This is a genomic window from Kocuria sp. 2SI, from assembly GCF_005502825.1.
Taxonomy (GTDB): domain Bacteria; phylum Actinomycetota; class Actinomycetes; order Actinomycetales; family Micrococcaceae; genus Kocuria; species Kocuria palustris.
Genome location: NZ_SCNB01000019.1, coordinates 39,694 through 54,309 on the forward strand (window position 1 = coordinate 39,694; position 14,616 = coordinate 54,309).

Genomic DNA, 14,616 nt, shown 5'->3' on the forward strand with positions numbered 1-14,616 from the left:
CGGCTGCAGGCAACTCTGTCTCAGATGTGGCCTGGGTCTCGTCTCAGATGATATTTTCGCCGGGCGGGTCATCGCGGATCCGCACTGCCCACAGGAGGCCCGCATGCCCACCGACACCGTCTCACCCGCTCCCTCGTCCGAGCCCGCGCAGCGCCTTGCCGACGCTTCGCTGCCCGGCACGCAGGCGGAGCTGCCCGCCTACGACCGCTCCGGCCTGAGCACCGGCATCGTCCACATCGGCGTGGGCGGCTTCCACCGCGCTCACCAGGCCGTCGTCATGGACGACCTGCTGGCCCAGGGCGGCCACGACAGCTGGGCGATCACAGGCCTCGGCGCCCTGGCCGGCGACTCCCGCATGCGCGACGCCCTCAACGACCAGGACGGGCTCTACACCCTGGCGGTCAAGCACCCCGACGGCCACCGCGACAACCGCGTGATCGGCTCCATCCGCACCATGGCCGTGGCTCCGGAGGACCCGGCCGGAGCGGTCGAGCTCATGGCGGATCCCGCCACCCGCATCGTCTCGCTGACCATCACCGAGGGCGGCTACAACTTCAACCAGGCCACGGGCCTGTTCGACGAGACCACGCCGGCCGTCGCCCATGATCTCGAGGTCCTGCGCGGCTCCGGCGAGGGCGAGCTGCGTTCGGTCTTCGGCCTGGTCGTGGACGCTGTGCGGGTGCGCCGCGAGCGGGGGACCGCCCCCTTCACCGTCATGTCCTGCGACAACATCCAGGGCAACGGCGACACCGCCGCCCTGCAGTTCGTGGCCTTCGCCGAGCTGGTCGATCCCGAGCTGGCTGCCTGGATCCGCGAGAACGTCCCGTTCCCGAACTCCATGGTCGATCGCATCACCCCGGTCACCACCGACGCCGACCGCGAGAACGTCCTGGCGGACACCGGGCGGGTGGACGCCTGGCCGGTCGTGTGCGAGCCCTTCTTCCAGTGGGTGCTCGAGGACCACTTCGTCCCGGGCCCCGACGGCGCCCCGGGCCGCCCCGCCTTCGAGAAGGCCGGCGTGCAGCTCGTCGAGGACGTCGAGCCCTACGAGCTCATGAAGCTGCGCCTGCTCAACGCCTCCCACCAGGCGCTGTGCTACCCGGGCCGCCTGGCCGGGCTCGAGTACGCGCACGAGGTCTGCTCCGACCCGCTGTACGTGGCCTACCTGCTGGCCTACATGGAGCTCGAGGCCACTCCCACGCTGCGCGAGGTCCCGGGCGTGGACCTGGACGGCTACCGCAGGACGCTCATCGAGCGCTTCGCGAACCCGGAGATCCGCGACACCCTGGCCCGCCTGTGCGCCGAGGCCTCGGACCGCATCCCCAAGTGGCTCGTGCCGGTGATCCGCGAGAACCTCGAGGCCGGTCGCCCGGTCGAGCTCTCCGCCACGATCGTGGCCTCCTGGGCGCGCTACGCCGAGGGCGCCGACGAGAACGGCCGTCCGTTCGAGATCGTCGATCCCCGCCGCGACGCCGTGATCGCGGCCGCCTCTCACCACGACGAGGACGAGCTGTCCTTCCTGCGCAACGAGGAGCTCTTCGGGGACCTCGCCCAGCAGGAGGCCTTCACGGAGCCGTACCTGCGCGCCCTGCGCGGCTTCCGCTCGCGCGGCGCCCGCGCGACGCTCGAGGAGGTCCTGGAGGTCGTGGGGCGCCCGGCCGCCTGATCCGCCGCAGCCGTCGTCCCTGTCCGCGGAAGCGGGCGGGAGGGGCGACGGCGGGACGGGCCGCGAGCACGACGCAGGCCCCCGCACCGAGACGCAGCGAACGCGTCCGGGGTGGGGGCCTGTGCCATGAGCGGGGACATGCGCAGGAGCCGATGCGGCTCCTGCGCGGCAGGGCTCAGCCGGCCAGCTCGTCCTCGAGCTGGCGGCGCATGGCGCTGTAGCGGGCGCGGAAGGCGTCGGCCCCGTCGTCCTGGGCGGCGGGCAGATGCTGGGAGCCCTCGGTGCCGGCGGTCCAGGCGGGCAGCTCGCCCTGTGCGGCCCAGTAGGCCTGGCGCGCGCCGCCCAGGGCGACGTACTCATCCGGGGCGGGGACGTCGATGTCGACGCCGAGCACATGGGTGAGGGCCGTGCGCAGAGTGGCGGAGCGCGAGCCGCCGCCGATCAGCAGGGCGCGCTCGATCGGGACGTCCAGGGTCCGCAGGACCTCGAGGCAGTCGGCCAGCGAGTTCGCCACGGACAGCACCGAGCTGCGGGCCATGTTCTCGCGCGTGAGCGAGGCGCCCGTGACGCCGTGCCAGCGCCCGGCGGCGTCGGGGAGGTTGGGGGTGCGCTCGCCGTCCAGGTACGGCAGCAGCGTCAGCCCCGAGCAGTCTGGGTCGCCGGCGGCCGCGAGGGCGTCGAACTCGTCCAGGTCGGTGCCGAGCAGGTCCGAGGTCCTGGCCATGACCCGGGCGGCGTTGAGCGTGCACAGCAGGGGCAGGTAGGCGCCGGTGGCGTCGGCGAATCCCGAGGTGACGCCCGTGGGGTCCGCGATCGGGTGCGGGCTGTGGGCGAAGACCGTGCCCGAGGTGCCGACCGAGACCACGACATCGCCGTGGCCGATGCCCAGGCCGAGCCCGCCGCCGGCGTTGTCTCCGCACCCGGCCGAGACCACCGCGCCGGGGCTGTTCGGGAGCCAGTCCGAGGTGATGGTGCCGGCGGAGGCGTGGGGTGCGAGGACCTCGGGGACCTGCGGGGTCGCCCCGAACCAGCGCTCCAGGAGGTCCTCGCGGATCGAGCCGGAGGCGGGGTCGAACCAGCCCGAGCCCGAGGCCTCGGAGCGGTCCGTGATCCAGGCGCCGCCGGTCAGCTCTGAGACCAGCCAGTCGTGCGGCAGGCCCACGCGCTCAACGCGAGCCGCGGCCTCCGGGGCGTTCTCGCGCAGCCAGGCCAGCTTGGTCAGCGTGATGGAGGTGACGGGCGCGGAGCCGGTGGCCTCGACCCAGCCGGAGATCTCGAGCTCCTCGACCATGGCCCGGGCCTGTGGGGCGCTGCGGACGTCGTTCCACAGCAGGGCGTCGTGGACCGGCGCGCCGGCCGAGTCCAGGGCCACCATGCCGTGTTGCTGCGCGGAGACGCCCACGCCCAGCACGTCCGAGCGCTCGCGGGCTCCGGCGGCGTCCCAGGCCTGATTCAGCGCCTTGGTCCATTCCCGGGGGTCCACCGAGGTCCCGTCCGGGTGCGGGGCGGAGCCGCGAGAGAGGATCTGCCCCGTGGCGGCGTCGACGACCATGACCTTGCAGGACTGGGTGGAGGAGTCCACCCCGATGACGGTTCCGCTGATGCTCACTCCAGCTCCTCTGCCGAGACTTTCTGACGGTTCAGCCTAGCGGTCTGCGTCACATCGCAGGGGCCTGCGGCGGCTCCCGGGAGCGCTCGGTCGGCCTCGGCCCTGCGGTGCCGGCGCAGGGCCGGCGGCCGCCCGCTCACTGACCCTCGAGCTCGGCCAGGGCATCCCGCAGCGGGATGTCGCAGACCAGGATGTCGACCAGCCCGGCCCGCACCGCCGCCAGCACGGCCGGGGCGCGCCCGGCGCCGTGGGCGACCGCGATCCGGCGACGGGCCGCACGCAGGTCCGCAAGCGATGCCGCGATCACGGAGTCCTCGACGGGGCCCTCCACCGCGGTGCCGCGGGCGTCGATCAGGTGCCCGGAGATCTCGGCGACCGCGCCGGCCGCCAGGGCCTGCTGTCGGTCCTGCTCCTGGATGCGGTCCCACACGGTGGACAGCCCCGGTCCCCAGCCGCCGATCGCGAAGACCGCCAGGTCCAGATCCCCGGCCTGGGCCAGGGTGCGGGCGATCTCCGGGGTCTCGCGCAGGGCTGCCGCGCCCTCACCGGCCACCAGCGGCGCCCACAGGGGAAGCGTCTGCTTGGCGCGCAGCGTGCTCAGCAGCCGGGGGACCGCCTCGGTGGAGTCCGGGGAGGCGATCGCCCCGGCCAGCTGGACCACCACGCTGTCCGAGAGGTCGGGCAGGTGCGGGGCCATGGCCTGGATGATGCGCGACCACGAGATCCCGACGGCGGTCTGGCCTGCGGCGTGCTCGGCCACCGAGGCGGCGAGCTCGCGGGCCAGGGCCTCGGCGCCGCGGGGGGTGTCGGCGGGCTCGACCGAGATCAGCTCCGCGATGCCCAGGGACTGCGCCGTCTCCTGGTCGCGGCCGTCCGACGGCACGGCGATGGTGATGCGCACGATGCCCCGATCGCGGGCCTCCTGCACGAGCGCGGCGACCTGGAAGCGCGAGATGTCGTGCTCCTGGGCGATCTGGACCTTGGACTTCTGGTCCAGGAAATGGGCACGACTGATCTCGGCGAGCAGCGTGAGGTGGGCGCGGTCGTCGGCGCTCGAGGAGGGGGCGGCGTCGGCGGATGGTGCGGTCGGATCCGAGGTCATGGGGGCCACATCTGTGAGGTCGGGTGTTGCTCAGGTGAGTCTATATGATTAGCATCACACTCACCTGAGCGGAATAGAGCGCTCACGTGAGAAGTGCCGGATGGGGCCGGGTGCCCGCCCCCACCAGGTCTTCTGCCTCTCGGCCCGGACACCGCTGCCTGGGCCCGTACGAATCCACAGAGGTATCCATGAGCCCTCGTCTCACCTCGCCGCACAGCCCGCCGTGGTCTGTGGGCAGGCGCCAGCTGCTCGGCGGGACCCTCGGTCTCTCCGCACTGGCCCTGACCGGCTGCGGCTCGTCCCAGGGCGACGAGATCGTCGTCGCCATCGTGTCCAACCCGCAGATGCAGGACGCGATCTCCCTGCAGGCCGAGTTCGAGCGGGAGCACCCGGACATCAACGTCCGATTCGTCTCCCTTCCGGAGAACGAGGCCCGTGCCAAGATCACGGCCTCCGTGGCCACCGGCGGCGGCGAGTTCGACGTCGTCATGATCTCCAACTACGAGACCCCCATCTGGGCGGCCAACGGCTGGATCGAGAACCTGCAGCCGTACGCGGAGGCGACCGAGGGCTACGACCCCGAGGACTTCATCGACTCGGTGCGCGCCGCCCTGAGCTACCAGGACAGCCTCTACGCCGTGCCCTTCTACGGGGAGTCGTCGTTCCTGGTCTGGAACAAGGACCTCTTCGAGGCCAAGGGCCTGGAGATGCCGGAGAAGCCCACCTGGGAGCAGATCGGCGAGTTCGCCGCCGAGCTGGCCGATCCCGACCAGGACATCTCCGGGATCTGCCTGCGCGGCCTGGCCGGCTGGGGCGAGATCATGGCCCCGCTGACCACCGTGTACAACACGTTCGGCGGCGGCTGGTTCGACATGGACTGGAACCCCACGCTGACCTCGGACGCCACCAGGAAGGCCACCCAGTTCTACGTGGACCTGGTCCGCGAGCACGGGCAGCCCGGTGCGGCCACCTCCGGCTACGGCGACTGCATCACCCGCTACAGCCAGGGCCAGGCGGCCATGTGGTACGACGCCACGGCCATGGTCTCCTCGGTCGAGGACCCGGCCTCCTCCACGGTCGCCGGGCGCAGCGGGTACGCCCCCGCCCCGGTCATGGAGACCGAGGCCGCGGGCTGGCTCTACTCGTGGTCGCTGGCCATCCCCGCGACCTCGCAGCGCAAGGAGCAGGCCTGGGACTTCATCGCCTGGATGACCAGCAAGGACTACATGAAGCTGGTCGGCGAGGAGATCGGCTGGGAGCGCGTTCCCCCGGGGAGCCGTTACTCGACCTATGAGCTCGAGGGCTACGCCGAGGTCTCCGAGGCCTACGCCAAGCCCACCCTCGACGCCATGGCCGGTGCCTCCCAGGAGACCTCCATGACGCACCCCGTCCCGTACGAGGGCCTGCAGTTCGTGGCGATCCCGGAGTTCCAGGATCTCGGCACCCGCGTGGGCCAGCAGATGTCGGCCGCCGTGGCCGGCCAGAAGAGCGTCGACGAGGCGCTCGAGCAGTCCCAGGAGTACGCCGAGGACGTCGCCGACGTGCACCGCAACAGCTCTGGAGGCAACTGAGATGTCCACCGTGGCCACCCCGTCGGGCACTCGGGCTGCAGAGCCCGCCAGCCGTCGCAGCGCCGAGGAGCGCGCCAAGCGCGACGCCTTCCGCCGCCGTCTTCCGCTGCTGCCCGCGCTGATCTTCACGATCGCGCTGACCCAGCTGCCGTTCCTGATCACCATCTGGTACTCGCTGCGCTCCTGGAACCTCCTCAACGAGGACTCCGACCGTTTCGTCGGCCTGCGCAACTACCTGGCGATCTTCACCGACTCCACATTCCGCGGCGCGGCGCTCAACTCGATCCTCTACACGCTGGCTTGCGTGCTGTTCGCCCTCATCCTGGGGATGATCTTCGCGCTGCTGCTGGATCGGGCGTTCCTGGGCCGCGGCCTGGCCCGCACTCTGCTGATCACGCCGTTCCTGATCATGCCCGTGGCCTCGGCCATGCTGTGGTCGGTGTCCATGTTCAACCCGTCCTACGGCCTGGTGAACTGGATGATCGGCCTCGTGGGCATCGACCCGGTGGACTGGACCTCCCAGATGCCGCGGATCTCCGTGATCGTGGCGCTGGTGTGGCAGTGGACGCCGTTCATGATGCTGCTGCTCCTGGCCGGTCTGCAGTCCCAGCCCCGCGACGTCCTCGAGGCGGCGCGCGTGGACGGGGCCTCCAAGATCCAGTCCTTCGTGCTCATCACGCTGCCGCACATGCGCCGCTACATGGAGCTGTGCGTCCTGCTCGGCGCGATCTACGTGGTCAACACGTTCGACCAGATCTACCTCATGACCGCAGGCGGACCGGGCACCCAGAGCGCCAACCTGCCGTTCTACATCTACCAGCGAGCCTTCCTGGGCTTCGACGTCGGCCAGGCCGCCGCCATGGGCGTGGTCGTGGTGATCGGCACGATCATCATCGCGACCTGGGCCCTGCGTCTGATGTTCAAGAGCTTCATGACCACGGAGCAGTGACCGACATGACCGCACAGCCCCATGACTCCGTCTCCGCGGAGACGACCTCTGCTCCCTGGGACGCCCAGGACCGTGCTCGCGACGACCGGCCCGAGCCGCCCGTGCGCAAGCGCCGCTCCGGCGGCATCGGCGGCGCGGCACTGACCCTCATCACCTGGCTGCTGGCCCTCGGGTTCTTCCTGCCGGTGGCGTGGATGGTGCTGACGTCGTTCAAGCAGGAGGCCGATGCCTCCACGAACCCGCCGACGTTCTTCTTCGCGCCCACGCTGGATCAGTACCGCGCGGTGATCGACGCCGGACTGGGCGACTACATGCTCAACTCCGCGATCGCCACGGTGGCCTCGACCCTCCTGGTCCTGCTGCTCGGCATCCCGGCCGCCTACGCGGTGAGCATCCGCCCGGTCGAGAAGACCTCGGACGTGCTGTTCTTCTTCATCTCCACCAAGATGCTGCCGGTCGTGGCCGTGATCGTCCCGATCTACGTCGTCGCCGGTCAGCTCAAGGTCCTGGACACCGTCTGGACCCTGGTCCTGCTCTACACGGCCATGAACCTGCCGATCGCGGTGTGGATGATGCGCTCGTTCTTCCAGGAGGTCCCCCGGGAGGTCCTTGAGGCCGCGGAGATCGACGGCGCCTCGCTGATGACCACGCTGCGCACGATCCTGATCCCCATGGTGGCCCCGGGCATCGCCTCGACCGCCCTGATCTGCGTGATCTTCGCCTGGAACGAGTTCTTCTTCGCCCTGAACCTCACCGCCGTCGAGGCGGCCACGGTGCCGGTCATGCTCGTCTCGACCATGACCAGCGAGGGCCTGTTCCTGGCTCGGCTCTCCGCCGCCAGCGTCCTGGCGTCGCTGCCGGTGGTCATCGCCGGCTGGGTCGCCCAGAAGCAGCTGGTTCGAGGCCTGTCCATGGGTGCCATCAAGTAGGCCGGCCCCCGGCACGACGACGAGCCCCCGCGGCCGCTGCGCGCAGCGACCGCGGGGGCTCGTCTCCGTCTCCGCCGCGCTCATCCCCGCAGGGCCGTGACCAGGGGGTATATCGGTGGCAACCGCGCGCAGCCACCGGGCAGGAGAGCGCAGTGCCTGCAGAGGGTGCGGACGGTGGGCTGGGGGGGTCGCACGGCTCTAGGTTGATGACACCGCCGAACGATCCCAGCGCATCCCCATCCGAGGAGCTCGTCATGCGGCACGACCGCATCAAGGAATGCCGGCTGCGCGCCAGTCTGTCGCAGGCCCAGCTCGGGACCCGTCTCGGCGTCTCGCGCCAGGCCGTGACGAAGTGGGAATCCGGCCGAGTCGCCGTGCCTCGCGATGGTTCGTCGTCCGTGTCTCGGCGCACCGGCACCGATGCACGGAGGTCCCCGGCAGAGCAGCTCTGCCGGGGACCTCCGTGCGGTGCGGGTCAGGGGCGCACGACCGCCTTGAGCGCACCGGGGGTGCGGGCCGCGGTGAGGGCGGCCTCGACGTCGTCGAGGCCGTGGACGCTCGTGACGAGCGAGTCCAGGTCCACCGCACCCGAGGCGGCCATGGCCACCGCGGTGGGCCACGTCCCGGCATAGCGGAACGTCCCGGTGACCACGAGCTCGCGGTTCTGCACGAGCGGGACGGGCAGAGCCAGGGTGTCCGCGCCCATGCCGACCAGAACGGCGCGCCCGGCCGGAGCCAGGCGGTGCAGTCCGTCGAGCACGGCGGGCTCAGCGCCCGTCGCGTCGATGAAGGCGTCGAACCCGCCGCCGTCCGCGCTGTCCGGCTCCGGGGCGCAGCCGGCGGCCCAGGTGCGCGAGGCGCCCCAGGAGGCGGCGACCTCGAGCCGGTCCTCGCGCATGTCCGTCATGGCCACCTCGACGGCTCCGGCGGCCTCTGCGCACGCGGCCGCCAGCAGGCCGATGGGCCCGGCTCCGGCCACGAGCACGCGCGAGCCCAGGCGGACGTGAGCGGCCCGCGATGCGGCGATGCCCACGGACAGCGGCTCGAGCAGTGCGGCGGCGTCATCCGAGACCGAATCCGGCACGCGGTGGCAGAACGCCGCCGGGTGCACGGCGTACTCGCTGAACACCCCGTCCACGGGAGGCGTGGCGAAGAAGCGCACCGCCGGATCCAGGTTGTACCGCCCGGCCAGCGTCTGCGGGGAGAACGGCTCGGGGATGCCCGGCTCCAGCGATACCCGGGCGCCCAGAAGCGACGGATCGGTGCCCGGCCCCAGCCCGACCACGCGCCCGGACGGCTCGTGGCCGAGGACCAGGGAGCCCTCCACCGCGAAGGGGCCGATGCGGCCGTGCTCGTAGTAGTGCGTGTCCGACCCGCAGACCCCCACGCTCAGCACGCGGACAAGGACCTCACCGGGGCCGGGCTGCGGGACGGGGCGCTGCTCCACGGCGAGATCCCCGATCCCGTGCAGCACGCTGGCGCGCATGGAATCGGGGATCTCGCGGGTCTCGTCGACGGACATCAGCGAGCGTCAGGGAGGCGCTGGCCGGTGGCGGTGTCGAACAGGTGGAGGCGATCGACGGCGGGGACGGTCCAGATGGTGTCGCCGACCTTGACCGCGGAGCGCCCGCCGGTGCGGATCGTGATGCCCTCGGTGGCCTGGTCCTCCTCGGCGATCTCCTCCTCCGCGGCGGAGGAGTGCGTGGTCACCACGGTGTTGGCCGCGGTGACCGGGGCCAGCGAGCTGTAGATGTAGGCGTCGGCGCCGAGCTCCTCGACCGCCTGGACGCTCACGGGCAGGCCCTCGCCCTCGGGGGCCAGTGACAGGTCCTCGGGCCGGATGCCCACGGTGACCTCGGTGCCGCTGAGCGCCTCGCGCTGAGCGGGAGTCAGCTGGACGCGGGTGGTGCCCAGCGACAGGACGCCGTCGGCATCCGGGGCGCTGCGGACCAGGTTCATGGCCGGGGAGCCGATGAAGCCGGCCACGAACTCGTTGGCCGGGCGGTCGTAGAGGTTGGCCGGCGAGTCGACCTGCATGAGCTTGCCGCCCTTGAGCACGGCCACGCGATCGCCCATGGTCATGGCCTCGGTCTGATCGTGGGTGACATAGACGGTGGTGACGCCCAGGCGCCGCGTGAGGGAGGCGATCTGGGTGCGGGTCTGGACGCGCAGCTTGGCATCCAGGTTGGACAGCGGCTCGTCCATGAGGAAGACCTTGGGGGAGCGCACGATGGCGCGGCCCATGGCCACGCGCTGGCGCTGTCCGCCCGAGAGGTTCTTGGGCTTGCGGTCCAGGTACTCGGTGAGGTCCAGGATCTCCGCGGCCTCCTCGACCTTGGCCCGGCGCTCGTCGGCGGGGACCTTGGCGATCTTCAGCGCGAAGCCCATGTTCTCCGCGACCGTCATGTGCGGGTACAGGGCGTAGTTCTGGAAGACCATGGCGATGTCGCGGTCGCGGGGGTCGACGTCGGTGACGTCCTGATCGCCGATCAGGATCGAGCCGCGGGTGACGTCCTCGAGCCCCGCCAGCATGCGCAGGGTCGTGGACTTGCCGCAGCCGGAGGGGCCTACGAGCACCAGGAATTCGCCGTCGGCGATGTCCAGGCTGAGCTCGGAGACCGAGGGGCTCTCGGCTCCGGGGTACTGACAGGTCACGCGGTCATACGAAACAGTCGCCATGGCGGTTCTCGCTCTCTTCCCGGCAGGTACGTGCCGGACGATCCGTGGAAGCATGTGAGATGGCACACATACAACTGTGAGAGTACACCGGCCCAGATGAGCCGTCACCTCTGTCCGGGGCGTGATCTCGGGCCGATCGCAGGCGTCGTCGGGACCACGGAGAAGAATCTTGAGAATCTTCCGACGAAACCGCGTCACGATCCGGTCCGGTCGGGGTCTTCACCGTGAGAGCTCGCGAGAGCTCTTGCACCACCGGTGCGGAGAGATGCCGGTCCTCCCCTTGCGGGAGGGCCTCACGGTCCGCCTCGAAGCAGCCGCTGATGGGCAGTCACGGCGCAGGGGAGGACCGGGTGCGGCGACGGGCAGTCGCTGCACCGAGCAGGGGATCGGGCGGGCAGAGTCCGAGACCCTGGAATCCCGGGACGTCCGGGTGGAGGCAGGGCAGTGCCTCCCCGGACGTCCCGGCCCCAGCACGAAGGCCGCCCTTCCCCCCGAGGGCGGCCTTCGCCATGTCCGGCCCGCTCGGCAGCGCTGGAGTAACTTCTCGAGAACCGCGTCACGATCCGGGCCTGAGCCGGTCTTCACTGTGAGAGCTCGCAAGGGCCCTCCCGGTCACTCGGTGCGAACGTCCTGGCGGGCGGGGCCGCCGAGCGCATCGAGCTCCTCCTGATGGGCAGTCAGAGGGGCGGATGCGGATCGGGTGCTGCGGCTGGTGGGCCGCGGCGCATCGCACCTCCCGGTGGGCAGAGACCGGCTGGTGCACACTCCGGGACGCCTCGGGCAACGGGTGGGCAGACCCGCTCGAGGCGTCCCGGAGCCTCCGGATCCGGCCGGCGTCTCCCCTCGGGCGCCAGGCCCCGCTCCGGGAGGGGCCCGGGCTCCTCCCCTCACGGCGGGGCCAGGCCGGCTCCGGGCGACGAACGGGCCGGGTCACGATCATCACGCGACCCGGCCCGTTCCTCATCTCGCGCCGCCGATCGGGTGGGCGGGGCTCAGGCCGCCGGCGCTCCCGGACCCAGCGGGATCCCGAGGCTCCACCACAGCAGGAAGAACAGGAACCACACCACCAGGATCGAGATCGCGAACGGCAGCAGCAGGGACATCAGCGTGCCGATCCCGGCTCGCGGGAGCCGCTGCTGGACCACCCCCAGGGTCAGGGCGAAGAACGCGTTGAGCGGCGTGATGATGTTGAACGCGGAGTCGCCGATCCGGTACAGCATCTGCGTGGTCTCCGGATTCACGCCCAGGTACATGAACATGGGCACGATCACGGGCGCAACGAGCGTGTACAGCGCCGATCCCGAGGTCAGGAAGAGGTTCAGCACGGCCACGATCGCCACGACGCTGAAGAACAGCACCGGCAGCGGCAGACCGGCGGCCTCGAGCAGGCTCGAGCCGCTGATCGCGATCACGGTGCCCATGTCGGTCCAGGTGAAGAAGGCGATGAACTGCGCCGCCGCGGCCAGCAGGACCAGCAGCGATGCGATGTCGCGGATGCCGCGGGCCATGAGCTCGGGGATGTCGGCCAGCCTGCGGATGCTCCCGGCGGGGATGCCGTAGGCCGTGCCCGCGACCAGGAACAGCAGGGCGATCGGCCCTGAGATGTCGGTGATCAGTACGGAGCTCAGGGCGCCGGTCTCCTCGACCCCGCGCAGCGGCGAGAACGGCAGCAGCAGCGCCAGGAAGTACAGCGCCACGTACGCGACGGTCGCGATGCCCGCCCACTTCAGCCCGCGGATCTCCTGTGGCTGATAGCTGCGCAGGTTCTCCTGGGAGATCTGCGGGCGGTCGTCGTCATCATCGGCGGTCTCGGCGGTGCCGTCGCGCTCGGCGGCCAGCTCCGCGGCGTGGATCCGGGCCGTCATCCGGGTCAGCACGCGCTCGGTCACGAAGGTGATGAGCAGGGCGAGCACCACGGCGGAGGCCGCCGAGAAGTAGTAGTTGGCGATGGGGGAGACCTGGTACTCGGGGTCCACGAGCTGGGCCGCCGAGGTCGAGATGCCGCCCAGCAGGGGGTCGGTCAGGTTCACCACGAGCGAGGCGTTGAACCCCGCCGAGGCCGAGGCGAACGCGACGACGGCGCCCAGCACCGCCGAGCGGCCCGCCGCCTTGAACGCGGCGGCGCCCAGCGGGATGAGCACCACCGTGATCGCATCGGAGGCGATCGAGCCGGTGACGCCGGCCAGCGCCAGGACGAAGGTCAGCCACCGCGCGGGCACCTTGGCCACGACCACCCGCAGGGCGGTGTTGATCAGTCCGGTGCCGTCGGCCACCGCCACGCCCAGCATCACGACGAGCACCACGCCCAGCGGCGGGAACTCGACGATGTTCGGCACGATGCCGCCGACGATCCGGCGCATCCCCTCGGCGTCGGCCAGGCTCGTCACGGCCACGGTCTCGCCGGTGGTCGGATCCACCGCGCTGGCGCCCAGGCGGGCGAGCAGCTCCGAGAGCGGGACGATCAGGAAGGCGAGGAGGATGAACAGCCAGAACGGATGCGGCAGGCGATTGCCGATCATCTCGATCGCGCCCAGGACCCGGCCGAGCGGCCCGCCCTGGATCAGGGGGCCGCGGCCGGCCGGGGGCTCAGCATGGCGGGGCGCGCTCGAGGCCTGGGACATCGACGGGGGCTCAGCCCTGCTCGGCGTCCGAGCTCAGCAGCTGCTCGATGTCGCCGCGCAGCTGCTCCGGGGTGGTCTGGGGCGCGTAGCGCTCGACCACGCGGCCGTCGCCGTCGATCAGGAACTTGGCGAAGTTCCACTCGATGTCCGCGCCGTCCTCGCCCTGCTTCTCGGACTTGAGCCAGGCCCACAGCGGGTGCGTGTCGATCCCGTTCACCTCCACCTTCTTGTACAGGGGGAAGTCCACGGAGAACTCGGTGCGGCAGAACTGCTGGATCTGCTCCTCATCGCCGGGCTCCTGCCCGCCGAACTGGTTGCACGGGAAGCCGAGCACGGTGAAGCCGCGGTCCTTGTACTCGTCCTGCAGCTTCTGCAGGCCGTCGTACTGCGGCGTCAGCCCGCACTCGCTGGCGGTGTTGACGACCAGCACGACCTGACCGGCGAAGCGGTCGAAGACGTCCTGCGAGCCGGCGATGGTGTCGGCGCTGAAGTCGTGGAACGTGGTCAAGGATTCTCCTGAGGATCTGCCCCGAGACGAGGCCTTCGACGTTCAGCCGGCCCCCACAGCAGCGGGCGAGCCCGCCCCGTCCTTCGCCTGCGGAAGTGACGGAGCGGGCTGCGGGCTCAGCTGCGATCGAGCAGGATCACGTCCAGCTGACGCGGGCCGTGCACGCCCTCGACGCGCTCCAGCTCGATGTCCGAGGTCGCGGAGGGCCCCGAGATCATGGTGATCGGGCGGTCCGGGCCGATCCGCTCGAAGGCCTCGGGGATCAGCTCGACCACCGTGTCCAGCCCGACGATGCACACGTGGTGATCGGGCACCAGGCTCAGCGCGCGGCGGCCCTCATCGGGGGCGGAGGTGAGGAAGATCGTGCCGGTCTCGGCGCACGAGACGGTCGAGGAGCTGACCAGCGCATCGATCTGGGCGAGTCCCCGCGCCGTCAGGGGAGCGCCGTCCGGGCCCTCGTCGCGGACCCGGTTCAGGGACTGCGGCAGCCAGGACTCCTCCAGGCCCTCCGGCACGAGCACGGAGCTCTCGCCCAGCAGCTCGGCCAGGCGCCCCGGCAGGGAGGACAGGTCCTCCCGGTGGACGTCGGCCTTGTAGTCGATCAGCCGGTCCTCGAGCATGTCGACGATCTGCTCCCGGGTGAGCTCGGAGCGGCGGCGGTAGCCCCGCGGGATCGGCGGAGCGGCGGGGGAGTCGGCGATCGAGGCCCGGATGCGGGCGAGGATCTCCGTGCGTGCCTCGGACTGCGATGCGGCGCTCATGCCTGCTCCTGGTTCCGGTCGGTGCTGCGGCGGTCGATGCCGAAGGTCAAATCGGCGGGGTCACCCACGGTGCGCTCGCTGAGCTGGCTGCCCACGACATCGCCCTCCTGGGGGCGCGGCGGGCGGGCGTCGCCGGAGCGGCGGGCGCGCACGGCCTGGGCGGTCGAGCCCCAGGCGGCGCCGTCCTCGGTGCGCCCGGCCAGGGAGGGGCCCTCGACGGG

Annotated in this window: 11 protein-coding genes and 2 pseudogenes; 5 read left to right on the top strand and 8 right to left on the bottom strand. The window is 71.3% G+C overall.

Translation table 11 applies throughout. From position 1 onward, the window contains the following. The first annotated feature begins 103 nt into the window (after window positions 1-103). Window positions 104-1,666: a mannitol dehydrogenase family protein gene (locus FFS25_RS10525; RefSeq protein WP_137802876.1), complete on the top strand. Its 1,563-nt coding sequence runs from the start codon at window positions 104-106 to the stop codon at window positions 1,664-1,666. A 175-nt stretch (window positions 1,667-1,841) separates the two neighbouring features. Here the strand turns inward: FFS25_RS10525 and FFS25_RS10530 are convergent, their stop codons facing one another. Continuing rightward, a complete protein-coding gene (locus tag FFS25_RS10530; RefSeq protein ID WP_137802877.1) occupies window positions 1,842-3,275 on the bottom strand; it encodes an FGGY family carbohydrate kinase in 1,434 nt (477 codons plus the stop codon). Between the two features lie 136 nt (window positions 3,276-3,411). Then, window positions 3,412-4,377 carry a sugar-binding domain-containing protein gene (locus FFS25_RS10535; protein WP_058871527.1) on the bottom strand — a complete coding sequence of 322 codons (966 nt, stop codon included), beginning with the start codon at window positions 4,375-4,377 and terminating at the stop codon, window positions 3,412-3,414. Between the two features lie 188 nt (window positions 4,378-4,565). On the opposite strand from FFS25_RS10535, the gene FFS25_RS10540 reads away from it, so the two are divergent. The 4 genes and pseudogenes from FFS25_RS10540 to FFS25_RS14165 form a co-directional block, all read left to right on the top strand. Beyond that, window positions 4,566-5,948, top strand: coding sequence for an ABC transporter substrate-binding protein (locus tag FFS25_RS10540; RefSeq protein WP_051452656.1), 1,383 nt, complete (start codon window positions 4,566-4,568; stop codon window positions 5,946-5,948). A 1-nt stretch (window position 5,949) separates the two neighbouring features. Then, the gene (locus tag FFS25_RS10545; RefSeq protein ID WP_137802878.1) at window positions 5,950-6,897 is read left to right on the top strand and encodes a carbohydrate ABC transporter permease; all 948 of its coding nucleotides are present in this window, start codon (window positions 5,950-5,952) and stop codon (window positions 6,895-6,897) included. 5 nt (window positions 6,898-6,902) lie between these two features. After that, window positions 6,903-7,826: a carbohydrate ABC transporter permease gene (locus tag FFS25_RS10550; protein ID WP_239546541.1), complete on the top strand. Its 924-nt coding sequence runs from the start codon at window positions 6,903-6,905 to the stop codon at window positions 7,824-7,826. A gap of 254 nt (window positions 7,827-8,080) precedes the next feature. Further along, window positions 8,081-8,197, top strand: a pseudogene (locus tag FFS25_RS14165) (helix-turn-helix transcriptional regulator); the annotation flags it as partial. 104 nt (window positions 8,198-8,301) lie between these two features. On the opposite strand, the gene FFS25_RS10560 reads toward FFS25_RS14165, so the two are convergent. The 6 genes and pseudogenes from FFS25_RS10560 to FFS25_RS10585 form a co-directional block, all read right to left on the bottom strand. Continuing rightward, on the bottom strand, window positions 8,302-9,348 hold the full coding sequence (locus tag FFS25_RS10560; protein ID WP_137802879.1) for an NAD(P)-dependent alcohol dehydrogenase: 1,047 nt from the start codon (window positions 9,346-9,348) through the stop codon (window positions 8,302-8,304). Then, the gene (locus FFS25_RS10565) at window positions 9,348-10,505 is read right to left on the bottom strand and encodes an ABC transporter ATP-binding protein (RefSeq protein WP_006215643.1); all 1,158 of its coding nucleotides are present in this window, start codon (window positions 10,503-10,505) and stop codon (window positions 9,348-9,350) included. Before FFS25_RS10565 ends, FFS25_RS10560 begins: the two co-directional genes overlap by 1 nt. Window positions 10,506-11,497: 992 nt before the next feature. Next, window positions 11,498-13,126: an AbgT family transporter gene (locus FFS25_RS10570; RefSeq protein WP_137802880.1), complete on the bottom strand. Its 1,629-nt coding sequence runs from the start codon at window positions 13,124-13,126 to the stop codon at window positions 11,498-11,500. 10 nt (window positions 13,127-13,136) lie between these two features. Continuing rightward, window positions 13,137-13,634: a glutathione peroxidase gene (locus FFS25_RS10575; protein WP_006215646.1), complete on the bottom strand. Its 498-nt coding sequence runs from the start codon at window positions 13,632-13,634 to the stop codon at window positions 13,137-13,139. 116 nt (window positions 13,635-13,750) lie between these two features. Then, window positions 13,751-14,395, bottom strand: coding sequence for a LutC/YkgG family protein (locus FFS25_RS10580; RefSeq protein ID WP_137802881.1), 645 nt, complete (start codon window positions 14,393-14,395; stop codon window positions 13,751-13,753). Continuing rightward, window positions 14,392-14,616: pseudogene (locus FFS25_RS10585) on the bottom strand (LutB/LldF family L-lactate oxidation iron-sulfur protein); the annotation flags it as partial. The gene FFS25_RS10580 and the pseudogene FFS25_RS10585, both read right to left, overlap by 4 nt.

Excerpts from the sequence above, each read along its gene's own strand:
- FFS25_RS10525 (WP_137802876.1), top strand. The coding sequence starts at position 104 with ATGCCCACCGACACCGTCTCACCCGCTCCCTCGTCCGAGCCCGCGCAG.
- FFS25_RS10535 (WP_058871527.1), bottom strand. The coding sequence starts at position 4,377 with ATGACCTCGGATCCGACCGCACCATCCGCCGACGCCGCCCCCTCCTCG.
- FFS25_RS10540 (WP_051452656.1), top strand. The coding sequence starts at position 4,566 with ATGAGCCCTCGTCTCACCTCGCCGCACAGCCCGCCGTGGTCTGTGGGC.
- FFS25_RS10545 (WP_137802878.1), top strand. The coding sequence starts at position 5,950 with ATGTCCACCGTGGCCACCCCGTCGGGCACTCGGGCTGCAGAGCCCGCC.
- FFS25_RS10550 (WP_239546541.1), top strand. The coding sequence starts at position 6,903 with ATGACCGCACAGCCCCATGACTCCGTCTCCGCGGAGACGACCTCTGCT.
- FFS25_RS10560 (WP_137802879.1), bottom strand. The coding sequence starts at position 9,348 with ATGTCCGTCGACGAGACCCGCGAGATCCCCGATTCCATGCGCGCCAGC.
- FFS25_RS10565 (WP_006215643.1), bottom strand. The coding sequence starts at position 10,505 with ATGGCGACTGTTTCGTATGACCGCGTGACCTGTCAGTACCCCGGAGCC.
- FFS25_RS10570 (WP_137802880.1), bottom strand. The coding sequence starts at position 13,126 with ATGTCCCAGGCCTCGAGCGCGCCCCGCCATGCTGAGCCCCCGGCCGGC.
- FFS25_RS10580 (WP_137802881.1), bottom strand. The coding sequence starts at position 14,395 with ATGAGCGCCGCATCGCAGTCCGAGGCACGCACGGAGATCCTCGCCCGC.